The sequence below is a fragment of the Micromonospora sp. DT63 genome (assembly GCF_049841615.1).
GTDB lineage: Bacteria > Actinomycetota > Actinomycetes > Mycobacteriales > Micromonosporaceae > Micromonospora.
This window is the reverse complement of the sequence record NZ_JBNCKQ010000002.1, coordinates 76,123-98,769: the sequence shown is the minus strand read 5'-3', so window position 1 is coordinate 98,769 and position 22,647 is coordinate 76,123. Positions and strand designations below refer to the sequence as shown.

Sequence of the window (22,647 nt, the reverse complement as noted above, 5' to 3'; positions counted from 1 at the left end):
GTCTAGACGCCAGCCCAAACGAGACCAGGGGGGCGATGATGACCGGATCGGTACGCGAGGACGGCTTTGGGTCCAGCGGCAGCACGGAGATGAGCCCGGAGCAGCGGGTGCCCGAGTGGGGCGGCGACCACCTCGCCGACTCCGGTGGTGCCGATCTCGACGGCGACGCGCTCGGCGTCGACCCGACGGAGCTGACCGACGACGATCTGATCCGCGAGATGCACAGCCTGCACCGCACCCGGCTGGACACCCTCCGGCACGCGGCGGACTCCGCGCTCGCCAACCACCTGCGGCGCACTGCCGAACTGGAGACCGAGTACCTCGCCCGTCACCCGGGCCGGGAGGTCGACCCGAGCCGCCTGCGGGACGCCTGATGCCGGCGCGAGCCGTGCGCGGCGTGTCCGCGCCACCCGAGGTGGTCTTCAACACGGCCACCGACCCGGCTCGGGCGTCGGCCTGGTTGCCGGCGCCACTGCGCTCCGACGGGAGCCCACCCGCCGAGATCAGCGGCGAGGAAATGCGGGCCCGCTGGGGCGACGCCGACTGGGCCGCCGAGATCCGGGTGGCTCCGGCCGACTCCGGTGGCGCCCGGGTCCAGCTCGACCTGACCGACGGCTCGGACGCCGACCCGGACCAGTTGGCCGACGAGGCGCTGACCAACCTCGCCCGCGAGGTCGCCGACAACCTCCAGGCCGGCTGACACCGGCACCGACGGCCGCTTTCGCACCACGACGACATGTGAGGAGAACGGTGAGCGACACTGGCCTGCGACAGAAGGCGGCGCGGCTGCGCCGGGCGTACGCGCCGCACGAGCACCGGCCGCTCGGCGGCTACCTGGTGGCGATGGGCACCTACGCCGGGGTGACCGGGGCGCTGGCCGGTCTGGTCAAGGTGACCGGCCGCCCGGTGCCCGAACGTCCCGCAGCCGCCGACGTCGTGTTGCTCTCCATCGCCACGCACAAGCTCAGCCGGCTGCTGTCCAAGGACGCGGTCACCAGCCCGTTGCGGGCACCGTTCACCCGCTATGACCGGCCGATCGGCAGCGGTGAGGTGATGGAGCAGGTCCGCGACTCGGGCAGCTCCACCCGGCACGCCATCGGCGAGCTGCTCAGCTGCCCGTTCTGCCTGGCGGTCTGGGTCGCCACGGGGCTGACCGGGGGCCTGGTGCTCGCCCCCCGCCTCACGCGTCTGGTGGCCACCGCGCTGACGGCGGTGGCCGCGTCCGACTTCCTCCAAATGGCGTACGCCACGGCGCAGCAGGCCGCCGAGGGTGGGCACGACGACGAGGACTGAAGCGACCTGACGAGCGCAGCACAGCGGGGGCCGGCGGATTCGCCGGCCCCCGCTGTCGTACGCGTCAGCGCTGCATGCCGGACCAGCCGTGCGGCGACTCCGGCTCCCGTTCGTCCTCGTCCTCGCCGGTGATGATGTCCCGGTCCACCGCCGTGCGGTCGTGCTCGTTGGCGAAGTCCGGCTCGGGCGTGGTGTCCCGGCCCTTCGGCGGCTGACCCAGCGCCGGGACCTTCTCGTCATGGTCCTCGTGGTGCGTCATTGTGGTGTCCCTTCGGGTCGCTGGCTTCGCTTGTTGCGCTGGCGCGGCTCAGGCGACGGTGCCGCCCAGCAGGTCGCTGGCCTCGTCCACCGCGTACTCGCCCTCGGGCAGCGCGTCGATGCGCGCGAGCAGCTCCGCGGGAAGGTCGGCGGCCACCGCCCGGCGGTAGATGTCCGCCTGGGTGACCCGCTCCTGACCTCGGAAGATGTCGTCGAGCAGGTCGTCGAGGGCGCGGGTGTCCGGCTCGTCGGCCACAGATGCGTCGTCGGTCACGCCGATCAGCTACCCGGGGCGGAATCGGTCAAACGTCGCGCCGGTGGCCCGCGTTCCGGGCAGCGGCACAGCCCGCGTTCCGGGCAGCGGCACCGCAACACACAGCGCCGCCCCCGAGCCTTGTGGGCCGGGGGCGGCGCTGGTGTCGGTGTGTAGGTCGCCTCTCGGCGAGTGGCGCGACGCGGCTCCAGCCGAACGGTATTCCGCGAGGGCTATTTAGGTGAGGCCCGGGGACACTGAGCACACCGACACCTCAGTTAACCAGGCCCCACCGTCGCATGTTCCGCGCACCGCAGTGCCGGCCGTCACACAGTCACGCCCGGGTCGGCAGCGTGGCCCGGCGGGCCCGTACGGCGGTGGCCAGGTGGTCGAGCACCTCGGCGGTGTCGTCCCAACCGAGGCAGGCGTCGGTGACCGAACGGCCGTACACCAGCTCACGGGTCGGGTCGAGGTCCTGCCGGCCGGGCAGCAGGAACGACTCCAGCATCACACCGGTGATCCCGCGCTGGCCGGCGGCCATCTGCGCCGCCACGTCCGCGGCGACCAGCGGCTGGTTGCGGTGGTCCTTGCCGCTGTTGGCGTGGCTGGCGTCGATCACCAGGCGCTCCGGCAACCCGGCCGCCCGGAGCAGGTCCAGCGCGCCCGCCACCGACTCCGCGTCGTAGTTGGGCCGACCGCCACCGCCGCGCAGCACCAGGTGCCCGTCGGTGTTGCCGCGGGTGTGCATGATCGCCGGCGTGCCGGAGAAGTCGATGCCCGGGAAGACGTGCGGCACTCCGGCGGCGCGGATCGCGTCCACGGCGGTGCCGATGCTGCCGTCGGGGCGGTTCTTCATGCCGATCGGCATCGACAGGCCGGAGGCGAGCTGCCGGTGCACCTGGCTCTCCACGGTACGGGCGCCGATCGCACCCCAGGCCACCGTGTCCGCGATGTACTGCGGGGTGATCGGGTCGAGGAACTCGCAGCCCACCGGTAGGCCGAGGCGCAGGACGTCGAGCAGCAGCGCCCGTGCCCGGCGCAGGCCGGTGTTGACGTCGCCGCTGCCGTCCAGCCCCGGGTCGTTGATCAGGCCCTTCCACCCCACGGTGGAGCGCGGCTTCTCGAAGTAGACCCGCATGACGATCAGCAGGTCGTCGGCGACCCGGTCGGCGGCGGCGCGCAGACGCTCGGCGTAGTCGAGGGCGGCGGCCGGGTCGTGCACCGAGCACGGGCCGACCACCACCAGCAGGCGGTCGTCCTCGCGGTCCAGCACGCGGCCCACCGCGCGTCGGCCGGTCAGCACGGCGGCGGCGAGCGGGGCGTCCAGGGGCAGCTCGTGGTGCAGGAGGGCGGGTGTGGTCAGCGGCACGACACGGTCGATCCGCTGATCGCTGACCCGATCGGTCTCCGGGGTCGTCACGGTGGGCATCCTTCCGCCGACCGTGCCCGGGGCCGGTGCCCGGGACGAGCCGGCTGCTCGTACGCAAAAGGGCAGGAACGACAGCTCCTGCCCAGCCGGCTCGGTCCGTGGTGACGTCAGTTCATGGTGAAGTCACCGGCGTGGGAGCCGGCTGCCTAAACCATCGATAGGAACGCGTCACGGGGGCCAGCGTACCCGACCGGGCGGGGATGCCCGGGGCATCGTCCCAAGATGCGGGGTGAACATCGCGTGCCGAGGCCGGGCCCGGGGTAACAGCTGTGCCATGAGTGACGAGCAGAGCGATCAGGAGCGGGTGGAGTCCCGCGCGCACCACCTCCTCCCCGAGGAGGCGGCCGTGGGCAGCGATGACCCCCAGGCGCAGGCGGAGGCCATCCTGGCCGAGTCGGACATCCGCGAGGAGGACCAGAACGCGGCCCCGGACACGGTGCTGGAACGTCGTACCTCGGATCAGACGGTCGCCGCCGTCGAACCGCCGGACTGAGCCCGCGCGCCGCGGGCCCGGCGTGACCCCCGGTAGGTCTGCTCGCGCAGCCAGGTGAGTGGGCCGGCCGCCCGCAGCTCGGGTGGCAGGTTGCCCACCGGGTCGAACGCGAGCGCGGCGTCCTCCCCGGCGTCGAGCGGGGCACCGATGCTGACCTGGCCGACCGGCCGCCACGGCCCGACGGCGGACGCGACCGCGAGCACCACGCGCGGCGCGTCCGCCCGGGCCGCGGCGGCGACGGCGGCCAGCGTGCGGCCGAGGTCCACCGAGTCCGGGTCGGCCAACGCGGCCAACCAGAGGCGACGCCGGCCCACGCGGTAACACATGATCGTGCTGTACGTCCCGGTGAAGCCGCGGCGGGGCAGCGGCAGGTTCCGCAGCACCGGAGCGGCGCCGCTGGAGCTGACCAGCAGGTCGAACGGGCGGCCGGTCCGGGAGTGCACGCGCACCGCCAGGCCCAGCACGTCCGGCCAACCGCCCGGTGTGGGCGTACCCCTGGAGAGCCGGACCGTGGCCGCGTACCGGCCGGGGTCGTCCAGCAGGGCGACCCCGGTGGGCGGTCCGGGCGTACCCCAGATCGTCACCTCGCCGGCGAACGACAGCCCGGCCGGATGCAGCAGCCGCCGGCCGTGGCGCAGCCGGCCGAGCGCGGCGGTGGCGCGTTCGACGGCCCGGGCGGCCGGTCCGACGGTGCGGCGCGCGGGCGGGGTGGGGGTCGGTGGGGTCATTGCTCTGCGGTACCCCGACCGGCGGAGTCGATGCCGGCTCGCCGACCGGCGGCACGTCACCTTTCCGCCCGCGAGATCGGATAGCGTCGTGCCATGCCCGACAGTGGTTACCCCTGGCCCATCGAGACGTCCCGACTGGACAACGGCCTGCGTGTGGTGGTGAGCGAGGACCGCACCGCACCCGCGGTGGCCGTCAATCTCTGGTACGACGTCGGATCCCGGCACGAGCCGGCCGGGCAGACGGGTTTCGCCCACCTCTTCGAGCACCTGATGTTCGAGGGCTCGGTGAACGTGGCGAAGACCGAGCACATGAAGCTGATCCAGGGCTCCGGCGGCTCGCTCAACGCCACCACCAACCCGGACCGGACGAACTACTTCGAGACGGTCCCGGCCGAGCACCTGGAGCTGGCACTCTGGCTGGAGGCCGACCGGATGGGTGGGCTGGTCCCGGCGCTCACCCAGGAGACGCTCGACAACCAGCGCGACGTGGTGAAGAACGAGCGGCGGCAGCGGTACGAGAACGTCCCGTACGGGGACGCCTGGCTGCGGTTGCTCCCGCTGCTCTACCCGCCGGGGCACCCGTACCACCACTCGACGATCGGCTCGATGGCCGACCTGAACGCCGCCGACCTCGCCACCTTCCAGGCGTTCCACGAGACGTACTACGCGCCGAACAACGCGGTGCTCACCGTCGTCGGCGACGCCCCGGCCGCCGAGGTGTTCGCGCTGGCCGAGAAGTACTTCGGGGCGTTGCCCGCCCGCGACGACATCCCGCCAGCGCCCGACGGCCGCAGCGTCCCGGCGACCGGTGAGCCCGCCGTGGAGATCGTGACCGCCGACGTGCCGGCGCCCCGCGTCTACATCGCCCATCGGGGCCACCCGTTCGGCAGCCCCGGCTACGACGTGCTCACCGTCCTCGCCACAGTCCTCGGCAGCGGCCGGGGCAGCCGGCTCTACCAGCGGCTCGCCGACGGTGAGCGGATCGCGCAACCCGACCTGGTCGGCGCGTACGGGGTGGACCTCGCGCACGCCCCGGCGCCGCTGATCGCCACCGCCACCGCCCGCCCCGGCATCAGCGGCGAGCGGCTGGCCGAAGGGCTGGCCGAGGTCGTCGACGAACTGGCCACCGTGCCGGTGACCGCCGCCGAGCTGGACCGGGCGAAGGCGTTGCTGAGCACCGCGTGGTGGCGGCAGATGTCGACAGTGGACGGCCGCGCGGACACGCTCGGCCGGTACACGACCCAGTTCGGCGACCCGGCCCGGGCCGCCGACCGGCTGCCCGCCTGGCTCGCGGTGACCGCCGAGCAGATCGCCGAGACCGCCGCCGAGGTGCTCGGCGCCGCCGACCGGGTGACCCTGACCTACCTGCCCGAGGAGACCGCATGACGCTGATCGCCGACCGTCCCGGCCCGGGCGCCGCTCGCCCGTACCGGTTCCCGCCGGTGGTCCGCCGCGCGGCGGGTGGCGGCCAGGTGGTCGCCGCGCACCTGCCCGGGCAGAACCTCGCCGTCGCGCTGCTGCTGCTCGACGCCGGCGCCGGCCGGGAGCTGACCGGCAAGGAAGGGCTGGGCGGCGTGCTCGCCAAGGCCCTGGAGGAGGGCACCGCGCAGCGGGACGCCACGGCGTACGCGCTGGCCATCGAGGCGCTGGGCACCGAGCTGGTGACCGGGCTGGACTGGGACTCGTTCCAGATCAGCGTCCAGGTCCCGGTGGACCGGCTGACCGCCGCGGTGCAGCTCCTCGCCGAGGCCGTCCGGACGCCCCGGCTGGACCCGGCCGACGTCCGGCGCGTCCGCGACGACGAGGCCACCGCGTTGCGGATGGACTGGGCCAACCCCGGCCCGCGCGCCGACGCCGCGCTGCGCGCCGACCTGTTCGGCGCCGACACCCGCTGGGGCCGACCGATGTACGGCGATCCGGACTCGGTGGCCGCCCTGGACGTGGAGGACATCACCGTCTTTCACTCCGAGTGGTTCCTGCGCCCCGGCACGCTGATTGTCGCCGGTGACCTGGACCGGATCGACCTGGACGCGTTGGCCGGCGCGGCGTTCGCCGGCACCGGCGGCGGTCCGGCCGAGCGGGGCGGCCCGATCGAGGTCCCGCTGCACACCAACCGCCGGATCATCCTGGTGGACCGGCCCGGCTCGGTGCAGTCCACGCTGCGGCTGGGCCACCCGTCGCCGCACCGGGCGCACCCCGACCACGTGCCGATGACGCTCGCGAGCACGGTGCTCGGTGGGGCGTTCACCTCCCGGCTCAACCACCTGATCCGTGAGGTGCGCGGCTACACGTACGGCATCCGGGGCGAATTCGCCTCGTCCCGCCGGTTCGGGCGGTTCGCGGTCAGCTCGGGCGTGCAGACCGCCGTCACCGCGCCGGCCCTGGTCGAGGCGGTGGGCGAGATCACCCGTACGCAGGCGGGCGGCGTGACCGAGGACGAGCTGGCGGTGGCCCGTTCCTGGCGGGCCGGGCAGCTGTCGGTCGAGTTGCAGAGCCCCCGGGCGATCGCGTCCGCGCTGACCACGCTCGTGGTGCACGACCTGCCGGACGACTACCACGCCCGGCTGCGCGAGGAACTGCTCACCGCCGACGTGGACCAGGTCTCGGCGGCGGCGGCCACCCACCTGCACCCGGAAGCGCTGACCCTGGTCATCGAAGGCGACGCCGCAGTAATCCGCAACGACCTGGAATCGGCCGCCCTGGGAGACCTCCTCCCCTGACCCACGGTCCCTGTTGATCATGAAGTTGTTGTCACTCGTCACGGCGTGTCGCGGCAACAACTTCATGATCGACGGGGGAGGGGGTCGGGTGTGAGGTGGGACCCGGGGGGTGGGAAAGGGGTCCCGGTTTCGGCTGTGGGGTGGGTAGCCTCCGGGCATGAGGATCGGCATTGTGGGGGCCACCGGCCAGGTCGGTGGCGTGATGCGGCAGGTGCTGGCGGAGCGGGAGTTCCCGGCGGAGCAGGTGCGGTTGTTCGCCTCGGCGCGGTCCGCCGGGCGGACGCTGCCGTGGCGCGACGGCGAGGTGACAGTCGAGGACGCCGCGAGCGCTGATTACTCCGGGCTGGACATCGTGCTCTTCTCGGCGGGTAAGGGCACCGCCCGGGAGTTGGCGCCCCGGGTCGCCGAGGCCGGCGCCGTGGTGATCGACAACTCGTCGGCGTTCCGGATGGACCCGCTGGTGCCGCTGGTGGTCGCCGAGGTCAACCCGCACGCCGCCGCCGACCGCCCGAAGGGCATCATCGCCAACCCCAACTGCACCACGATGGCCGCGATGCCGGTGCTGCGTCCGCTGCATGCCGAGGCTGGGCTGGTCGGCCTGGTCGTCTCGACGTACCAGGCGGTCTCCGGCGCCGGCCTGGCCGGCGTCGCCGAGCTGGACGAGCAGGTCCGCAAGGTCGCCGAGCACGCCGCCGGCCTCGCCTTCGACGGGTCGGCCGTGGAGTTCCCCGCGCCGCGCTCGTTCGCCGAGCCGATCGCCTTCAACGTGCTGCCGCTGGCCGGCTCGATCGTCGACGACGGCTCGTTCGAGACCGACGAGGAGCAGAAGCTCCGCAACGAGAGCCGCAAGATCCTGGAGATCCCCGACCTCAAGGTCTCCGGCACCTGCGTCCGGGTGCCGGTCTTCACCGGCCACTCGCTCCAGATCAACGCCCGCTTCGCCCGTCCGCTCACCCCGCAGCGGGCCCACGAGCTGCTCGCCGACGCGCCCGGTGTCGCGCTTACCGCAGTGCCGACGCCGCTGCAGGCCGCCGGGCAGGACCCGACCTACGTGGGCCGCATCCGCGCCGACGAGACCGTCGAGTACGGGCTGGCGCTCTTCTGCTCCAACGACAACCTGCGCAAGGGCGCCGCCCTCAACGCCGTACAGCTCGCCGAGCTGGTGGCCGCCGAGCGACGCTGACAGTTGCGACAACTGCGGGCTCCCGGCCGGTCTCGGTGGGGGGCCCGCAGTCCGTGGCGGGCGGCGGCTCATCGGGGGCGGGAGCACGCCGGTCATGTTTGGATGGACGTAGCCAACCGTGCCACCTGGAGGAAGCCGTGCCGGAGGACCCCACCCAGCAGGCGTTGACCGACCTGATCGCCAGCCGCTCGATGGGCGTGCTGGCCACAGTCAAACGCGACGGGCGACCCCAGCTGTCCACAGTGGTCTACTCGTTCGACCGGGCGGCCGGCCTGATCCGGGTGTCCGTCACCGAGGGCCGGGCCAAGACCGCCAACCTTCGCCGGGACCCGCGGGCCAGCTTCCACGTCAGCAGCGAGGATGGTTGGGCGTACGCGGTGGTCGAGGCTCGGGCCGAGCTGACCGCTCCGGCAGCCGGCGTCGACGACGCCACGGTCGAGGAGCTGGTGGGGCTCTACCGGGCGCTTCGGGGCGAGCACCCGGACTGGGCCGAATACCGCAACGCGATGGTCGCCGAACGGCGGCTGGTGCTGCGCCTGCACGTGGAGCGCGTCTACGGGATCGCGCCCCGCGCCTGAGAGGGTCGGGAACCACGCCCGTGCCTGAGCGGCCGCAGACCGCGCTTCGCGACTGACGACCGCCCCCGCCCGGCTCAGCCGGGCTCGATCACTGTCACGCCGGGCCAGCGTTGCGCGGGCCGGTGGCGAGCCAGTCGCTGCCGGGACAGCGGGACGCCGACCCGGGCCGGGTTGTGCCGCCACACTCCGCCCAGCAGATCCGCCAGGCCGTACGGGGCGCACACCTCCAGCCCACCGCTCGGGCGTAGCCGCACGGCCACGGCTGTCGCGTACTCCGGCCAGGTGGCCACCGCCTCGGCGACGCTGCGGTACGGGGCGATGGGATCGCCGCCGAACTTCGACGCGTACCAGGTGTGCACCGCCGCCTGGTTGCGTGCCTCCCACGGCGGCACTGCCCACGCCGCGGCGAGTCGGGCGGTGGCCCGGCGGTCGTCGTCGCGGGACAGTCTCGTCGGGTCGAAGAAGACCACGTCCACGTCGCGGACCGTCGCCGGGTCGAACCCGTCGCCGTACCGCTCGCCCCACACCAGGTCGCGGAGGGCGCCCGCGCCGATCCAGGCGTCCGGCAGGCCGGAGTCGCGGACCACGGTCAGCGCCCGGGTCAGCCAGGCGTTGCCGCCGACGAGGTCCCTCAGCTCCCGCTCGCCCGTCAGCACCCCACCACGCTAGGCGGTGCCGCCCTCGGCGAGTTAGTGGGGTCTGTGCCATTAACTCGCCCGGCGTCACAACGGTTGTCGATCAGGCGGTGTCGCGGGGTTTCTTCCCGCCGCCCCACGCGAATGGCGGCCCGCACCGCACCGCCGCCGGCGTTACCCCCTCCCGGGCGGCGGGTAGACGGGGCGTGCCGACACCGAGAGGGGAGCACCATGACAACGGTCGGAGAGTTCATGACGACCCGGTTGGTGACGATGGACGGCAACGACACGCTCATCGCCGCCGCGCAGGAGATGCGCGACAGCGCGATAGGTGACGTGGTGGTGACCGATGGCGACAGTGTCGTCGGTATCGTCACGGACCGGGACATCACGGTCCGTGGTGTCGCGGAGAACATGGACCCGGGCTCGACCCGGCTGAACGAGATCACCAGCCGCGACGTGATCACCGTGAGCCAGTACGACGACGCGGTGTCCGCCGCGGACCTGATGCGCACGTACGCCGTACGCCGGCTGCCGGTGATCGACGACGGGCGCCTGGTCGGCCTCGTCTCGATGGGCGACCTCGCGGTCGAGCGCGAACCGCAGTCGGTGCTGGCCGACATCAGCGCGGACGATCCGAACAACTGACGACCCGCAGCCAACGCGCCGGCCCTCTCCCTTCGGGGGGAGGGCCGGCGCCGCCCTGCCCCCACCCCGCCCTCGGCGCCCCGCCCGGCCCTGCCCCACCTCGCCTTGCCTCGGTGATCAAGAGGTTCGCGTCACGACACGCCGGAAGCGGTGACGCAAACCTCTTGATCACCGGAACGGGGCGGGGCCGGGCGGGGCGGGGCCGGGCGGGGCGGGGGGTGGTGGGTGGGGGTGGGGTCACCCGATGTGGGCGAGGTTGGGCGTGCGCGGCTCGGGGACCCGTGCGGGGACGTGCAACGCCGGCCGTGCGCGCGACGCGAGCGCGCCGGGTGGGATCCCGGGCCCGGCCAACTGGGAGGAGTGACCCGATGGTGGACGCGACCACGAGGTTCTTTGAGGACCTGGACCGGCGGGGGTACGAGCCTCTGCTGGCGAAGACCTCCGGGACACTGCGGATCGACCTGCACGAGGGGGCGCAGACCCGGCACTGGCTGCTCGCGATCGACCACGGGCGACTCAACGTCAGTCAGGAGGACCGGGAGGCCGACACGGTGATCGGCGCCAGCCCAATGCTGTTCGACGAGATCGCGGCCGGCCGTGAGCACGGCCTGGCCGCCCTGTTGCGCGGGGACATGACGGTGTCCGGCGACGCTCGGCTGGTGGTGCTGGTGGAGCGGATCTTCCCCGGGTCGCCGGACGCCCGTGGGCCGCGTCGCCGTTTCGCGGGGGAGGTGCGCTGATGGGCCAGAGCAACACGATCCGGATCCTGGACGGCAACACGTTCGTCGTCTGTGAGGACACCGGTGACATCGAGGCGACACCGAGTGAGCCGACCGGCCTCTTCTCCATCGACACCCGGTTCCTGTCCACGTGGGTCCTGAGCGTGAACGGTGAACGACTCAACTCGCTGTCGTACGACGACCTGCAGTACTTCGAGTCGCGGTTCTTCCTGGTGCCGGGAATGGCCACGCACTACGTCGACGCGAAGTTGTCGATCATCCGGGAGCGTGCGGTCGGCGGCAGCTTCCGGGAGCAGCTCACCATCCTGAACCACGACGAGAAGGCTGTCGACCTGGAAATACGGATGGACGCGGCGTCCGACTTCGCTGACCTGTTCCAGGTCAAGGACGAGATCCTGAACAAGAAGGGCGAGATCTACACCGAGGTCGAGGCCGACAAACTGCGTCTGGGCTACCGCCGGGGCAACTTCCGGCGTGAGACGATCATTTCCTCGTCGATGGCGGCCCGGTACGACAGTCAGGGCTTCGCGTACACCGTGCACCTGGAGCCGAACGAGCAGTGGGAGGCGGCGATCGACGTGCAGACGCGCGCGGTCGGGCCCGGCGACCGGGACCTGCGGATGGGGCTGCGGGTGCACGGCGGTGAGCGGCTGGCCCTGCAACATGACCTGGAGCAGTGGATCGCGGACGCCCCGAAGGTCAACAGCGAGCACGGCCGGGTGGCCAGCACGTACCGGCGCAGCCTGATCGACCTGGCGGCGCTGCGCTTCTCGCCCCTCTCGCTCGGTGGCGCCACGCTGCCCGCCGCCGGCCTGCCCTGGTTCATGACCATGTTCGGCCGGGACAGCATCCTCACCTGCCTGCAGACGCTGCCGTTCACCCCGCAGTTGTCGAAGACGACCCTGCGCATCCTGGCGTCGCTGCAGGGCAGCCGGTTCGACGACTTCCGGGACGAGGACCCGGGGCGGATTCTGCACGAGATGCGCTACGGCGAGACCGCCGCGTTCGAGGAGCAGCCGCACTCGCCGTACTACGGGTCGGTGGACGCCACGCCGCTGTTCGTCGTGCTGCTCGACGAGTACGAGCGGTGGACCGGGGACGTCGCGCTGGTCAAGGAGTTGGAGCAGGAGTCCCGGGCCGCGCTGAAGTGGATCGACAGCTACGCCGACCTGGTCGGCAACGGCTACATCTGGTACGAGCGGCGCAACACCGAGACCGGCCTGGAGAACCAGTGCTGGAAGGACTCCTGGGACTCGATCTCCTACTCCGACGGCACCCTGCCGCCCTTCCCGCGGGCGACCTGCGAGGTGCAGGGCTACGCGTACGACGCGAAGGTCCGCGCGGCGCGGATGGCCCGCGAGTTCTGGGGTGACCCGGAGTTCGCCGACCAGTTGGAGCGGGAGGCGGCGGAGCTGAAGGAGCGGTTCAACCGGGACTGGTGGGTGGCCGACGGCGAGTACTACGCGCTGGCCCTCGACCCGGACGGCCGTCAGTGCGACGTTCTCAGCTCCAACATCGGCCACCTGCTCTGGAGCGGGATCGTCCTGCCCGAGCGCGCGGAGAAGCTGGCGGCGCACCTGGTCGGGCCGCGACTGTTCTCCGGCTGGGGGGTGCGGACGCTCGCCGAGGGGGAGACGCGGTACAACCCGATCGGCTACCACAACGGCACGATCTGGCCGTTCGACAACTCCTTCATCGCCTGGGGCCTGCGCCGGTACGGCTTCGCCGAGGAGGCCGCCACCCTCGCCAACGGCATCCTGGACGCGGCCACCTACTTCGACGGGCGGCTACCTGAGGCGTTCGGCGGCTACCCGCGGGAGCTGACGAAGTTCCCGGTGGAGTATCCGACGGCGTGCAGCCCGCAGGCCTGGTCGACGGGCACGCCCCTGCTGTTGCTGCGCACCATGCTCGGCCTCGAACCGCACGAGGGGCACCTGGCGGTGGAACCGCGGTTGCCGGTCGGGATGGGCCGGATCGAGGTGCTGGACATCCCGGGCCGCTGGGGTCGGGTGGACGCCTTCGCCCGGGGTCGGCTCGATCTGAACAGTCTCGCCGACTGAGCCATTGCCGGCGTACCGGCGGCGGGGCGCCACCCGCGTCGCCGCCGGGCCGCCACCCAGGCGATCCCCAGCCGGGCAGGGTAGATTCTGCGGATGCCGGAGCTCGTGTACCCGCCCGTTATCGCCGCCGCCAAGACGATGTTCCGGGTCCTCGACCTGAAGATCACCATCGAGGGCGCCCACCACGTACCCCGCACCGGCGGGGCGGTGTTGGCCAGCAACCACGTCAGCTACCTCGACTTCATCTTCGCCGGCCTGGGTGCCAACGCGTCGGGTCGGCTGGTGCGGTTCATGGCCAAGCAGTCGGTCTTCACGCACCGGATCTCCGGCCCGCTGATGCGCGGCATGCGCCACATCCCGGTGGACCGGGAGGCCGGTGCCGCCTCGTTCCGCTCGGCAGTCGCCGCGCTCAAGCGCGGCGAGGTGGTGGGCGTCTTCCCGGAGGCCACGATCAGCCGGTCGTTCACGGTCAAGGAGCTCAAGAGCGGCACCGTCCGGATGGCCCGTTCGGCGAAGGTGCCGGTGCTGCCGGTCGCGCTCTGGGGCACCCAGCGGCTCTGGACCAAGGGCCGGCCCCGCACCCTCACCCGTCGGCACACGCCCATCACCATCCTGATCGGCGAGCCGATCCAGCCGGCGGACTTCCCGGACCCGAACCTGCTGGCCGCCGAGCTGACCACCCGGTTGAGCGCGCTCGTCGAGCGGGCCCAGCGCGACTACCCGGACGCGCCGGCCGGCCCGGAGGACAGCTGGTGGCTCCCGGCGCACCTCGGTGGCACCGCGCCGACGCCGGAGGAGGCCGCCGCGCTGGACGCCGTCGGCGAGGAGCGCACCCCGAGCGTCTGAGAACGATCAGACCTGTCGCGCGGCGCGGCCTCACCAACGCCCGGACGCCGCGCCGCCTGCGAAACCGTCCCAGGAGGTCGGCTCCGGTCCCGAGCGGTAGTAGTCGTCGCGGGAGCGGAACTCCACCGGCAGCGAGCCGGGCAGGGTGATCCGGGTTTCCCCGGCGGGCAGCGCGGGACCGGCCCGCAGCAGCAGAACGTCGCGCTCCTGCGCGGAGAGGTCCACGAGTTGCGGGCGGGTGAGCCGGAACATGGCCACCGCCCGGCGCACCTGCCGGGCCAGGGCGATGATTTCACCAGGTGACCCGCCGAGGGCCAGCGCCGGCTGCTGAATGGTCCGCAACGCGTCGCAGACGATCATCAGCTGTGCCGGATCGGTGGGGGGAAGCTCCAGCCGGGACGGCCACTGCCAGCGGATCTGGCCGGTCATCAGCCCGGTCAGCCGCCCCGCCGGCCGGGGCCGCGGCGCGTCGTCGGCGACCAGGGACAGTTGCGAGCCGGTGCCCACCCAGCAGATCCGCTGGTCGGTGACGGTCACCGAGACCGGCCCCGGAAGCTGCCAGCCGCGTCGTGTCTCGGTCGGCCCGAGCAGGTAGCCCGCGACGAGCAGCCGGTGTCTGCCGAGCACCTTCTCGCCGGGCAGCGGGCGCATGTCGTAACGCCGGTCGAGGGTCGGGCCCACATCGTCGTCCGGCGCGTCGAACCGGTGTGGGCCGATGAAAAAGGGGGACGCGTCGGCGTGCATCGTCACGACCTCCCGGTCAGCTGGCTGTGGGTTGAGCCTCGCCGATCCGCCGGCCACTGTCATGACGCCCGTTAGGGGGTCGGCCGGTCGTGCGTCGCCTGTGACCGGTAGATGCCGATCTCCTCCGGGCGGACGAGCCCGTCCTCGATCGCACGGGCGAGCAGCGCCGCCTTTGTGGCTGCCGGCCGCCCCGCCCGGGTGTACTTGATCCGCGCACGGTCCACATACTGCTTCACCGTGTGCTCGCTGATCCGCATGCGACGGGCCACCGACGCCTTGGACATCGACTGGAACCACAGCAGCAGCGCCTCACGCTCCTTGTCGGACAGCATCGGCCGGTCCGGCCTCGGATCGCCGACCATCGCGCCGGCCAGCGCCGGTGGCACGTACGGGCGGTCGCTCGCCGCCGCCAACACGGTCGCCACGCAGTGCTCCCGACCTTCGTGCTTGGCCAGGAAGGCAACGGCTCCGGCGTCCAGCGCGGCGAGCATCGTCCCCGGGTCGGTGTGCTCCGAGTAGACCACCACCCGTCGCCCGGTGGCGCTCAACTCGGCCAGCTTGTCCAGCGCCATCCGGCCGTGCAGCCGCAGGTCGAGCAGGACGACGTCGGCGTCCGGTGCCGCGCGCAGCACCTCGTCCGGGTCGTCCCCGGTGGCCAGCACGGTCAGTCGCGGCTCGCTGGCGAGCCAGGCGCGCACCCCCTCGACGACCACCGGGTGGTCGTCGACGATCGCCACCCCGACCAGCCGGTCACCGGTCACCCCAACCACCGGGTCTGCGCCCATCTGATGTCCCCGTCCCGTTCGTAGAGGTGCTGCACCGGCCCGTCGTCGTGCTCCCCGGGTGGAGGGCCGGTCGCGTCCGGTCCCTCCCGGTCCGGCGTGACCAGACTGACCACCACCTCGTCGGGGCCGGACACCACGGTCAGACGCGCCCACCCCCGGGCGTCGGCGAGCAGGCCGGTGAGCGGGTCGGCCAGCCGGCGGCGGATCTGGACCGGCAGCGGCGGTGGGGTGCCGATGGCGATCAGGTCGATCGGCAGTCCGTTGCGTTCGGCCAGGTCGGCGGCGGCCCGCAGTTCGTGCAGCAACGGGTCGGGCACGTCGTCGGACTCGGCGATCAGGCGACGCAGCCGGGCCGCGGCCAGCACGCAGCGGCGCTGCGCCTCCGGGTCGTCCGGGTCGACCTCGCCGGCGGCCAGCTCGCCGAGCACCCGTCCGGCCGCCGCGCCGACCAGGGCGAGCCGGTCACGGCGTTCCTGCCGGCTCCGCTCTGCGGCCGCTCGCTCGGCGGCGAGCGTGTGCATCGCGGCAGCCGCGGCAGCCCGCTCCCGGGCCAGGCCGACGATCACCGCGCTGCCAACGAAGACCGCCACCGGCAGCGAGAAGGTGCCGTAGACGTACATGGTGTAGCGGGCCAGGTCGGCCGCGCCGGGGCCGTGCGCGAGGACGGCGGCGAGCGCGATCAGCGCGTGCGTGGTCAGCAGCGCGACCAGACCGCTGACCCGCCGACCCCACAGCGCCAGCACGAAGAACCAGCCGAGCGTGCCCCACACCCAGTTCGCGGCGGCGAAGAGCTGCCGTTCGCCGACCGCCGCGAAGACGGCCGCGTCGACGGCGAGCAGCAGCCCGGCGAGCGGCCAGGGCGGCAGCGGCGCTCCCCGCAGCAGCCGGACGCCCGCCACCGCGCCGGTCACGGCGACCAGGATCCAACCGCCGAGCACCACCGTCGGCGCGGTGAACTGCGTCCGCATCGCCAGCACCGCCGGAAGTCCGATCGCGACATGCCAGGCCAGCGCGATGGCGACGGCGACGATCCGGGCCCCCCGGTCGGAGGCGTGCGCCACCGCGGCCGGCGCGGCGAGCACCGCGGGCTCGGGCGGCGTGGACCCGTCGGCCGGGCCGGGCGGACCCGGAACGCGTACCTTGCGGGTGCGGATGCGCTCCGCCGAGGCGCCGAGGTCAGCCGACACCGGGCCACTCCAGTCGGATCCGGGTGCCCGCACCGGGCGCGGAGCGCACCTCGGCCCGCCCGCCGACCGCAGCCATCCGACCGCGGATCGACTCCCGCAGCCCGTACCGGTGCGCCGGGACGGTGCCCGGGTCGAACCCGGGGCCGTCGTCGACCACCTCGACCACGACGGCGACCGCGTCGCGGGTCAGCCGCAGGGTGGCCTGCGCGCCCGGCGCGTGCCGGACCACGTTGGACAGTGCCGCGTAGGCGCTCTCGGTGATCGCGTCGGCCACCCCGGCGGGCACCGCGCACGAGGCCAGCTCCAGGCCCACCGACAGTTCGGGCAGCCGGTCGGGCACCGTCCGCAACCGAGCGTCGAGGGGGACCGGGCCGTCGCCGGGCGCCGGACCCAGGTCGGTCAACGCGACGAGAGTACGCAGGTCGGTGGCGCAGCGATCGCGGAACGCGGCCGACGGCCCAGCCACCGCGCCGAGCCCCACCATGGTGAGCGTACCGAGCACTGTGTCGTGCAGGTCCCGATTCTGCTGGCGCTCCGCCTCGCGGGCGGCGCGGGCGACCAACGCCTCCCGGGTCAACCGCTGGTGCTCGGCGAACGCCCGGTCGGCCCGCCCGATCCGGCGGCGCATCACCCCCGTCATCATCGCCGTGCAGGCCGTCTGCACCAGCAGGGTGGCGGCGTGCGCCCGGGACTCGGCGGGGTTGCCGGCCGCCTGCGCGCCGACCACGTACGTCGCGGTGACCAGCAGCCCGGCCGGGACCGACCAGCGGGCCGGGGCGGTGGCCTGCGCGTTGATCACCGTGGTGCTGGCGAGCACCGCGATCCAACTGCCCTCGCCGGGCAGCACCTCGGGCGCCACCAGGCGAGGGATGAGCAGGCAGGCCAGCGCGGTGATCCCGACGTCACCGGCGACCAGTGCCGGGGTGATCCCGTGGCGCAGCGCGCGGCCGGCATACCAGAGCGACCATCCGGTGAGCGCGGCCACGCCGGGCCACAGCAGGGCCTCATCGACCGGCGGGGTACGCACCGACAGCGCCACCGCGGCGCCGACCAGCCCGCACGTCAGCCGCAGCAGCGCCGGCAGCGTGGTGAAGATGAGACTGAACGCCCCGCCGGCCGGACTGTCCAGGACGGGCGGTGGCACGGTCGGGGCGGCAGTCGCCGGCATCGGGAGCTGTCCTTCCGACAACGACCCGGTCCGGGTCCGCGCTGCAGAGATCGACATCGGAGAATAGCATGGCGTACGGTGAGCGTTCACCCACCGTACGCATGGTGTCGCCTTGTCGTCACTCTGCGCTGCGAGGCTGGATCAGGTCCCACCGATTGCCGTACAGGTCGACGAATACCGCCACCGAGCCGTACGCCTCGTGCCGGGGCTCCTCCAGGAACCGCACCCCGGCCGCGACCATCCGGGCGTGGTCCCGGGCGAAGTCCTCGGTGTGCAGGAACAGGCCGACCCGGCCGCCGGTCTGGTCACCCACCCGCGCCTGCTGCTGGGCGCTGCTCGGCCGGGCCAGCAGCAACGCCGTCTCCCGAGCCCCCGGGGGCCGCACCACCACCCAGCGCGAGCCGTCTGGACGGGCCGTGTCCTCCACCAGCTCGAAGCCGAGGCCGCCCACGTAGAAGTCGATCGCCTCGTCGTACTCGCGTACCAGTACCGAGACCAGTCCCAGATGTGCCATCGGGCCATCATGCCGACGGGCGAGGTGGTCCGACCGGCGGCGCCGCCCGGCGTCGGCGACATCACCCTTGGCCAGCGGCTGGCTCGTCTACTGGAAGGCGACCGGGTGGGACTGGACTGACCAACTCAGCTGACGATTGTCTCGGCCCGGCTCGGTCCAGTAGCTGAGCACGGCGTACCGGCGTCCCTGCTCGGGCACGGTGAGCCGCTGGTGTGTCTCGGCGCCCGTCGGCGAGGTGGCGGTCACCTCGTGGCTGCCCAGCGGGAGCTTGATGGGGAACAGGATCCAGTTGTGCTGGCCCTGCACGTCGAAGGGCTGATCGACGAGCCGGGTGCCGTCGATGCTGACCACGACGGTGACCCGGTCGTCCTCGAACGACTGATTGCTCACCCACAGGTGCAGGTCGGCCGAGTCCTCGTCGACGAGGCGGATGGCGGCTGGTGTCGCGCTGGGAGGCGGGTGCGAGACCACGGACCCTGGCGTTGCGCCGCGCGATACCGGGGGAGGCGGGTTCGTTGACGTGGCGAACCCTGCGCAGCCTGCCGCGGCCAGCAGCGGCGCAACGGCGAGAGTGGCCATCCGGGCGAGGGTCTTCGCATCCATTCCCATGCGACGCGGCAGGACCGGCACGCGTTCCCGCAGGGGTCGGACTCGCCAGTCGGGGTGAGCATCGCGCCGGCCGTCTCGACGGCCGGAACCGGGGAGCGGCACCCGCCGTCTCATCTCCTGGCGAGAGGTGGTGAGCCGGATGCGCTCGGGCGGAACGACACTTGCGGCGGCGCTGCTCGGCATGGGGCTGTGCGGCCTGTTACTGAGCGGCTGCGCGGGCCCGGCCAACACGCCCAACGATCCCGGTCCGGCCGAGGTCGTCGGGAAGTGGACCTCCTGCGCCGAGGTCGCGCCGCAGGCCGGCGTCGTGCTGCCCGTACCGCCGGGGTCGGACGGGCCCGCGGCGCCGACGCCCGCCAGGACCGAGCCGACGATCGGGCGGATCGACCCCGCGTTCGTTCCGGTCGCCGCAGTGCTCTGCGGCCGCGAGGTCCGGCCACGGGCCGGTGGCGGCCGGGAACAGGTGGCCACCGAGCGCCGCGCCGACGAGATCGCAGCGCTGCTGGCCGCGTTGCGCCTGCCCGACCAGGGCCGCGGTCGAGGGGAGATCGCCTGCACCCTCGACCTGCTCATCCCACCCTGGCTGGCGCTGCTCGACGACCGGGGCCGCTGGCTGCGGCCGTACCTGCCGACGGACGTCTGCGGCAAGCCGCGCCCGGAGGTGCGTGCGGCGTTGGACGGGCTGCGCCTGACCACTGTCGACACCCGCACGGTCGGGCTTGTCGAATCGTCGGCGGCCGAGACCGCCGGCTGCGAGCAGCGGTGGTCCGACATGGTGTGGGTGGAGACCCACCTCGGACATCCCGGACGTGTCGTGCCCGGCGCGAGTCCGAAGGCCGGGCCGCTGCGCCTCTGCGTCTACGAGGTGCCCCCGTCCGAGCGCGGCGGCGGCAAACCGGCAGGTGACTTCGTGTACGGCGGGCCGCTGCCACCGCAGCGGCAGGCGAAGGCGCTCCAAGCGCTGGCCACGACTCGACCGGCGGCCGACTGTGCCACCCCGGCGTCCCGCTTCGCGGTGCTCCGGTCCCTGGACGGGGGTGGGCCCGAGTGGTACGTCGAGCTGGACGCCTGCCGACGCTTCCTGGTCGTGGCCTCACCCGGTGGAACGCAACTCGGGCAGGGTGACGCCGCGTTGGCGGCGCTGCTGGGACCGATCTGACCCGCCTCAGCGGATCGGCAGCGCCTTCGTGCCGCCGCCAGCGATCGAACGCTTGATCATGGGGCCGCCGGACCAGTAGTAGCATCGCACGCCACGATCACCGCGTTCCCACAGCAGGCGGTTCGGGAAGCGGTACGAGGTCCCGGTGCGGTATTGCAGGTTGCTGTCCACGGGCACCTTCGCGTACCGGGCGATGACCGTCCGGCAGGCCGAGTGGATGGAGGGCTCGTCCCGGGTCGCGTCCGCCCAGGAGCGATCCGGCGCGGTCCAGGCGCCGGCGTACTCGAACTGATGCCCGGCAGTGCACGCAACCGGACGCAGCATCCCCCACTTGTCCTCGTTCATGCACCCGTAGTGCAGCGGGGAACTGCTGGCCAGGGCGTTGCGTAGCGAGCCGGACCGCTGGATCGCCGCATCGCTCTCGCCGTTCGGGCCGTTGATCTCGTCCAACTCGAAGATGTCGCACCGGTACCAGCGCGCGCCACCCGCCCAGGCGGCTGGCGACGTCGGCGCGACCTGCACCGATAGTCGGGCATCGCGCCATTCGCCGCCCACGAACTTCTTGGCGCGGCTGTCACAGTCGGCAAAGGTCGACCGCATCGACGCCGACTCCGTCTTGGGCGGCGCGGTCCGGGCGGCCAGAGCTCCGGTGAAGGTGCCGACGTAGAAGGTCTCCACCTTGTGGGTCTGGACGCAGTTGACGGGGGAGTAGCTGCTCAGGTACGACGTGGCCTCGTCGATCACGTGGCACTCGTCGGCCTTCGGGGTGAACTGCTGCGCCGCCGCCATCGGTCGCCAGTCGTCGGACAGGTCACCGTCCGTGCCGGCCGGCGTGCCGCAGCCCGCCAGCGCCACAGTGAGGAACGCAGCCGCGAGCGCTGCCCTGCCGTACCGTCGCATGTGATTCTCCCCGTGGCCCCCGTGTGGACGCGCGCAGCATATGGCACCGGCGCGACGGGTCGGCACCGGCTTCCGGTGGGGCTGAGCCGGCCTTACCGCCACTGTTCGTCCCTCGTGCGGACGACAAGCACCAGCAGGATGGTGCCGACGGCGGCGAGGAGGAGCCCGACCGGAGGGATCGTCCAGGACATCAGGAACGACAGCGAGCCATCGGTGTGCCCGTTTGCCGCCACGAACGTGCCAGGTGCGTCCGGGTCCACCCACACGTCCATCGTCGGGCCGGGAGTCCGGCGGCAGCCGGTCTCGCCAGCGCAGGGGATCCAGGTGCTGTACGACCTCGACTCGTAGAGGTAGGAGACCTCGATCCGGTCGACACCGCTGCCCCGTCCCTGGCCCCCGGCCCGATCGGAGACGTAGGCCGTGACCCGAACGCCCTCGGCCCGCAGACGGTCCGCCTCCGACGACACGCGCCAGCGGTAGGCGACCGCGCCGACAACGAGGCCCACACCTAGCAGCAGCACAGGCAGCGCGGTCAGCAGCACGCGCGTGCGCGGACGCAGACCGGTCGGAGCGGGTGGCGGCGACTGACGCCGTCGTCTGGTCATCCGGCCATCGTCCATCGCACGCGCAACAGTCGACGTCACCAGGAGTCGGGGTGGTCGACGTCGCCTGTCGGCCGTTGCTACAGGCAGATCCAGCAGTAGACGTGCTCCCCGTTCGTGCGCGCTCGTCGGGCCAGTCCAACGAACTCCCGCAAGCGCGACAGCATGACCTCCGGTCCCGTGTCGCTGTAATGGGACAGCTCCTCGATGCGTGACCACTGCTCGGCCAGGCTCGGCAAGCGGTCATCCGGAATCTCCGCAAGCACGTCCCGGGTGCGATCGCTCAACGCGACGACCCACGGTCCTTCGTACTCACGGTCCTCGGCAGCACCGTCCGGCCAGATAAGCCGCTCCCCGACAAGGTTGGGCTCCCACGGCACGTCGAGGGCGAACGAGACGACCTGGCCGAGGACGACGGGCGGATCGATCCCCTTGCCGTCCACCGCATCCTCGACGGAAGAATCTCCCTCGCACACCACCGGGCCGCCGTCGGTGACGGCCATCAGCTTCGCGACGGCCTCGTCGTCAGAAGCGCGGAAGTAGTCGTACAGCACACCCACGAAAGCCTCCCGATCGGCTGACACGTCACCATCTGTGGGGCGACCGGGAGAACGTACACGCGGGCTACGCCAATGTGCCGACTGACCGAGTCGACGCTGCCGCCCCGCGCTGAAGACCACGTCGCTCGCCGGACGTGACCTGAACGGCCCATCGTCCGAACCCACCAAGACCACGGGCAGCATGATGGCTCGGGTGCGCCCGGCAGGATTCGAACCTGCGGCGTTGTCATGAGAAGGACATCGCGGATGGTGGTGGCGGCATGCAGGAGGGGCGGCAATGACCGAGGACGACAACCGCCCGCTGAAGCGGGTCGACAGCCTGGACGACCTGGTTACCTGGCTGCGGTGGATAGCTGACGATGTCGCTCGCGATCCGGACACGGTCGAGAACATGACCACAGACCGCTACCTGGAGGCGTGCGCCGCGTACCTCCAGGACCGAAGCCGCCTGCAGAAGCGTGCCGGCCAACCTCTCCCGGCGCAACCGACCTGGCAACTCCTCGCGGACGCCCTGCACGCTGGATGCTTCTACGAGTAGGCGCTACGCCTTTCGCC

General features: G+C 72.6%; 28 protein-coding genes. 14 read left to right on the top strand and 14 right to left on the bottom strand.

Annotated features, from left to right (window positions below; translation table 11 throughout):
- Positions 1 to 35: 35 nt before the first annotated feature.
- Genes ACLQ27_RS07195 through ACLQ27_RS07185 form a run of 3 tightly spaced genes read left to right on the top strand, consistent with a single transcriptional unit; the run spans position 36 to position 1,293 of the window.
- Complete coding sequence (locus tag ACLQ27_RS07195) at positions 36 to 374, top strand: DUF6158 family protein (RefSeq protein WP_234582098.1); 339 nt, start codon at positions 36 to 38, stop codon at positions 372 to 374.
- On the top strand, positions 374 to 700 hold the full coding sequence (locus tag ACLQ27_RS07190; RefSeq protein ID WP_234582099.1) for a hypothetical protein: 327 nt from the start codon (positions 374 to 376) through the stop codon (positions 698 to 700). The genes ACLQ27_RS07195 and ACLQ27_RS07190 overlap by 1 nt, the downstream gene beginning before the upstream one ends.
- A 50-nt stretch (positions 701 to 750) precedes the next feature.
- Positions 751 to 1,293 (top strand): DUF1360 domain-containing protein, encoded by a 543-nt coding sequence (locus ACLQ27_RS07185; RefSeq protein WP_234582100.1) that lies wholly within the window; start codon positions 751 to 753, stop codon positions 1,291 to 1,293.
- A 64-nt stretch (positions 1,294 to 1,357) separates the two neighbouring features.
- Here ACLQ27_RS07185 and ACLQ27_RS07180 read toward each other — a convergent pair whose 3' ends face one another.
- From ACLQ27_RS07180 to ACLQ27_RS07170, 3 genes are all read right to left on the bottom strand, one after another.
- Entirely contained in the window at positions 1,358 to 1,552 is a 195-nt protein-coding gene (locus tag ACLQ27_RS07180) for a hypothetical protein (protein ID WP_007464327.1), read from the bottom strand.
- Between the two features lie 48 nt (positions 1,553 to 1,600).
- Positions 1,601 to 1,834: a hypothetical protein gene (locus tag ACLQ27_RS07175; protein ID WP_255786514.1), complete on the bottom strand. Its 234-nt coding sequence runs from the start codon at positions 1,832 to 1,834 to the stop codon at positions 1,601 to 1,603.
- A gap of 304 nt (positions 1,835 to 2,138) precedes the next feature.
- Entirely contained in the window at positions 2,139 to 3,233 is a 1,095-nt protein-coding gene (locus ACLQ27_RS07170) for a 3-deoxy-7-phosphoheptulonate synthase (RefSeq protein ID WP_357496113.1), read from the bottom strand.
- Positions 3,234 to 3,507: 274 nt separating this feature from the next.
- On the opposite strand from ACLQ27_RS07170, the gene ACLQ27_RS07165 reads away from it, so the two are divergent.
- Positions 3,508 to 3,726 carry a hypothetical protein gene (locus ACLQ27_RS07165; RefSeq protein WP_357496115.1) on the top strand — a complete coding sequence of 73 codons (219 nt, stop codon included), beginning with the start codon at positions 3,508 to 3,510 and terminating at the stop codon, positions 3,724 to 3,726.
- On the opposite strand, the gene ACLQ27_RS07160 is transcribed toward ACLQ27_RS07165, so the two are convergent.
- On the bottom strand, positions 3,693 to 4,454 hold the full coding sequence (locus ACLQ27_RS07160) for a phosphodiesterase (protein ID WP_357575728.1): 762 nt from the start codon (positions 4,452 to 4,454) through the stop codon (positions 3,693 to 3,695). The genes ACLQ27_RS07165 and ACLQ27_RS07160 overlap by 34 nt on opposite strands.
- A 93-nt stretch (positions 4,455 to 4,547) precedes the next feature.
- On the opposite strand from ACLQ27_RS07160, the gene ACLQ27_RS07155 reads away from it, so the two are divergent.
- The 4 genes from ACLQ27_RS07155 (at position 4,548) to ACLQ27_RS07140 (ending at position 8,935) form a co-directional block, all read left to right on the top strand.
- Positions 4,548 to 5,840, top strand: a complete 1,293-nt coding sequence (locus ACLQ27_RS07155; protein ID WP_234582105.1) for a M16 family metallopeptidase — start codon at positions 4,548 to 4,550, stop codon at positions 5,838 to 5,840.
- Complete coding sequence (locus tag ACLQ27_RS07150) at positions 5,837 to 7,174, top strand: M16 family metallopeptidase (RefSeq protein ID WP_425866015.1); 1,338 nt, start codon at positions 5,837 to 5,839, stop codon at positions 7,172 to 7,174. Before ACLQ27_RS07155 ends, ACLQ27_RS07150 begins: the two co-directional genes overlap by 4 nt.
- 157 nt (positions 7,175 to 7,331) lie before the next feature.
- Entirely contained in the window at positions 7,332 to 8,357 is a 1,026-nt protein-coding gene (locus ACLQ27_RS07145; RefSeq protein ID WP_357496121.1) for an aspartate-semialdehyde dehydrogenase, read from the top strand.
- A 137-nt stretch (positions 8,358 to 8,494) separates the two neighbouring features.
- Complete coding sequence (locus ACLQ27_RS07140) at positions 8,495 to 8,935, top strand: PPOX class F420-dependent oxidoreductase (RefSeq protein ID WP_357496123.1); 441 nt, start codon at positions 8,495 to 8,497, stop codon at positions 8,933 to 8,935.
- 74 nt (positions 8,936 to 9,009) lie between these two features.
- On the opposite strand, the gene ACLQ27_RS07135 is transcribed toward ACLQ27_RS07140, so the two are convergent.
- Positions 9,010 to 9,591, bottom strand: a complete 582-nt coding sequence (locus ACLQ27_RS07135) for a nucleotidyltransferase family protein (RefSeq protein ID WP_234582108.1) — start codon at positions 9,589 to 9,591, stop codon at positions 9,010 to 9,012.
- 210 nt (positions 9,592 to 9,801) lie between these two features.
- On the opposite strand from ACLQ27_RS07135, the gene ACLQ27_RS07130 reads away from it, so the two are divergent.
- The 4 genes from ACLQ27_RS07130 (at position 9,802) to ACLQ27_RS07115 (ending at position 13,864) form a co-directional block, all read left to right on the top strand.
- Complete coding sequence (locus ACLQ27_RS07130; protein ID WP_234582109.1) at positions 9,802 to 10,218, top strand: CBS domain-containing protein; 417 nt, start codon at positions 9,802 to 9,804, stop codon at positions 10,216 to 10,218.
- A gap of 368 nt (positions 10,219 to 10,586) precedes the next feature.
- Complete coding sequence (locus ACLQ27_RS07125; protein ID WP_234582110.1) at positions 10,587 to 10,958, top strand: SCP2 sterol-binding domain-containing protein; 372 nt, start codon at positions 10,587 to 10,589, stop codon at positions 10,956 to 10,958.
- A complete protein-coding gene (locus ACLQ27_RS07120; protein WP_357496128.1) occupies positions 10,958 to 13,018 on the top strand; it encodes an amylo-alpha-1,6-glucosidase in 2,061 nt (686 codons plus the stop codon). The genes ACLQ27_RS07125 and ACLQ27_RS07120 overlap by 1 nt, the downstream gene beginning before the upstream one ends.
- Before the next feature lie 93 nt (positions 13,019 to 13,111).
- Positions 13,112 to 13,864, top strand: a complete 753-nt coding sequence (locus tag ACLQ27_RS07115) for a lysophospholipid acyltransferase family protein (protein ID WP_425866011.1) — start codon at positions 13,112 to 13,114, stop codon at positions 13,862 to 13,864.
- A 30-nt stretch (positions 13,865 to 13,894) separates the two neighbouring features.
- On the opposite strand, the gene ACLQ27_RS07110 is transcribed toward ACLQ27_RS07115, so the two are convergent.
- The 6 genes from ACLQ27_RS07110 to ACLQ27_RS07085 form a co-directional block, all read right to left on the bottom strand.
- Entirely contained in the window at positions 13,895 to 14,608 is a 714-nt protein-coding gene (locus tag ACLQ27_RS07110) for a hypothetical protein (RefSeq protein WP_234582113.1), read from the bottom strand.
- A gap of 71 nt (positions 14,609 to 14,679) precedes the next feature.
- Positions 14,680 to 15,393, bottom strand: coding sequence for a response regulator transcription factor (locus tag ACLQ27_RS07105; protein WP_234582114.1), 714 nt, complete (start codon positions 15,391 to 15,393; stop codon positions 14,680 to 14,682).
- Entirely contained in the window at positions 15,366 to 16,475 is a 1,110-nt protein-coding gene (locus ACLQ27_RS07100; protein WP_425866801.1) for a hypothetical protein, read from the bottom strand. The genes ACLQ27_RS07105 and ACLQ27_RS07100 overlap by 28 nt, the downstream gene beginning before the upstream one ends.
- 94 nt (positions 16,476 to 16,569) lie before the next feature.
- The gene (locus ACLQ27_RS07095) at positions 16,570 to 17,748 is read right to left on the bottom strand and encodes a sensor histidine kinase (protein ID WP_357496133.1); all 1,179 of its coding nucleotides are present in this window, start codon (positions 17,746 to 17,748) and stop codon (positions 16,570 to 16,572) included.
- Between the two features lie 118 nt (positions 17,749 to 17,866).
- Complete coding sequence (locus tag ACLQ27_RS07090; protein ID WP_425866008.1) at positions 17,867 to 18,262, bottom strand: VOC family protein; 396 nt, start codon at positions 18,260 to 18,262, stop codon at positions 17,867 to 17,869.
- A gap of 87 nt (positions 18,263 to 18,349) precedes the next feature.
- Positions 18,350 to 18,733 (bottom strand): hypothetical protein, encoded by a 384-nt coding sequence (locus tag ACLQ27_RS07085; RefSeq protein ID WP_425866006.1) that lies wholly within the window; start codon positions 18,731 to 18,733, stop codon positions 18,350 to 18,352.
- A 277-nt stretch (positions 18,734 to 19,010) separates the two neighbouring features.
- On the opposite strand from ACLQ27_RS07085, the gene ACLQ27_RS07080 reads away from it, so the two are divergent.
- Positions 19,011 to 20,030: a hypothetical protein gene (locus ACLQ27_RS07080; protein ID WP_425866004.1), complete on the top strand. Its 1,020-nt coding sequence runs from the start codon at positions 19,011 to 19,013 to the stop codon at positions 20,028 to 20,030.
- A gap of 6 nt (positions 20,031 to 20,036) precedes the next feature.
- Here ACLQ27_RS07080 and ACLQ27_RS07075 read toward each other — a convergent pair whose 3' ends face one another.
- From ACLQ27_RS07075 to ACLQ27_RS07065, 3 genes are all read right to left on the bottom strand, one after another.
- Complete coding sequence (locus tag ACLQ27_RS07075; protein ID WP_425866002.1) at positions 20,037 to 20,930, bottom strand: septum formation family protein; 894 nt, start codon at positions 20,928 to 20,930, stop codon at positions 20,037 to 20,039.
- A gap of 92 nt (positions 20,931 to 21,022) precedes the next feature.
- The gene (locus ACLQ27_RS07070) at positions 21,023 to 21,535 is read right to left on the bottom strand and encodes a hypothetical protein (RefSeq protein ID WP_425866000.1); all 513 of its coding nucleotides are present in this window, start codon (positions 21,533 to 21,535) and stop codon (positions 21,023 to 21,025) included.
- Positions 21,536 to 21,612: 77 nt separating this feature from the next.
- Positions 21,613 to 22,092: a hypothetical protein gene (locus ACLQ27_RS07065; RefSeq protein WP_425865998.1), complete on the bottom strand. Its 480-nt coding sequence runs from the start codon at positions 22,090 to 22,092 to the stop codon at positions 21,613 to 21,615.
- A gap of 277 nt (positions 22,093 to 22,369) precedes the next feature.
- Here ACLQ27_RS07065 and ACLQ27_RS07060 point away from each other — a divergent pair, with 277 nt between their 5' ends.
- Entirely contained in the window at positions 22,370 to 22,630 is a 261-nt protein-coding gene (locus ACLQ27_RS07060) for a DUF7660 family protein (protein ID WP_234582122.1), read from the top strand.
- The last annotated feature ends 17 nt before the right edge of the window (positions 22,631 to 22,647 follow it).

Bases quoted from the DNA above. Each gene is read 5' to 3' on its own strand.
- ACLQ27_RS07195 (WP_234582098.1), top strand. From the start codon at position 36: ATGATGACCGGATCGGTACGCGAGGACGGCTTTGGGTCCAGCGGCAGC.
- ACLQ27_RS07190 (WP_234582099.1), top strand. From the start codon at position 374: ATGCCGGCGCGAGCCGTGCGCGGCGTGTCCGCGCCACCCGAGGTGGTC.
- ACLQ27_RS07180 (WP_007464327.1), bottom strand. From the start codon at position 1,552: ATGACGCACCACGAGGACCATGACGAGAAGGTCCCGGCGCTGGGTCAG.
- ACLQ27_RS07170 (WP_357496113.1), bottom strand. From the start codon at position 3,233: ATGCCCACCGTGACGACCCCGGAGACCGATCGGGTCAGCGATCAGCGG.
- ACLQ27_RS07165 (WP_357496115.1), top strand. From the start codon at position 3,508: ATGAGTGACGAGCAGAGCGATCAGGAGCGGGTGGAGTCCCGCGCGCAC.
- ACLQ27_RS07160 (WP_357575728.1), bottom strand. From the start codon at position 4,454: ATGACCCCACCGACCCCCACCCCGCCCGCGCGCCGCACCGTCGGACCG.
- ACLQ27_RS07155 (WP_234582105.1), top strand. From the start codon at position 4,548: ATGCCCGACAGTGGTTACCCCTGGCCCATCGAGACGTCCCGACTGGAC.
- ACLQ27_RS07150 (WP_425866015.1), top strand. From the start codon at position 5,837: ATGACGCTGATCGCCGACCGTCCCGGCCCGGGCGCCGCTCGCCCGTAC.
- ACLQ27_RS07145 (WP_357496121.1), top strand. From the start codon at position 7,332: ATGAGGATCGGCATTGTGGGGGCCACCGGCCAGGTCGGTGGCGTGATG.
- ACLQ27_RS07130 (WP_234582109.1), top strand. From the start codon at position 9,802: ATGACAACGGTCGGAGAGTTCATGACGACCCGGTTGGTGACGATGGAC.
- ACLQ27_RS07125 (WP_234582110.1), top strand. From the start codon at position 10,587: ATGGTGGACGCGACCACGAGGTTCTTTGAGGACCTGGACCGGCGGGGG.
- ACLQ27_RS07120 (WP_357496128.1), top strand. From the start codon at position 10,958: ATGGGCCAGAGCAACACGATCCGGATCCTGGACGGCAACACGTTCGTC.
- ACLQ27_RS07115 (WP_425866011.1), top strand. From the start codon at position 13,112: ATGCCGGAGCTCGTGTACCCGCCCGTTATCGCCGCCGCCAAGACGATG.
- ACLQ27_RS07110 (WP_234582113.1), bottom strand. From the start codon at position 14,608: ATGCACGCCGACGCGTCCCCCTTTTTCATCGGCCCACACCGGTTCGAC.
- ACLQ27_RS07105 (WP_234582114.1), bottom strand. From the start codon at position 15,393: ATGGGCGCAGACCCGGTGGTTGGGGTGACCGGTGACCGGCTGGTCGGG.
- ACLQ27_RS07095 (WP_357496133.1), bottom strand. From the start codon at position 17,748: ATGCCGGCGACTGCCGCCCCGACCGTGCCACCGCCCGTCCTGGACAGT.
- ACLQ27_RS07090 (WP_425866008.1), bottom strand. From the start codon at position 18,262: ATGGCACATCTGGGACTGGTCTCGGTACTGGTACGCGAGTACGACGAG.
- ACLQ27_RS07080 (WP_425866004.1), top strand. From the start codon at position 19,011: ATGCGCTCGGGCGGAACGACACTTGCGGCGGCGCTGCTCGGCATGGGG.
- ACLQ27_RS07075 (WP_425866002.1), bottom strand. From the start codon at position 20,930: ATGCGACGGTACGGCAGGGCAGCGCTCGCGGCTGCGTTCCTCACTGTG.
- ACLQ27_RS07070 (WP_425866000.1), bottom strand. From the start codon at position 21,535: ATGACCAGACGACGGCGTCAGTCGCCGCCACCCGCTCCGACCGGTCTG.
- ACLQ27_RS07060 (WP_234582122.1), top strand. From the start codon at position 22,370: ATGACCGAGGACGACAACCGCCCGCTGAAGCGGGTCGACAGCCTGGAC.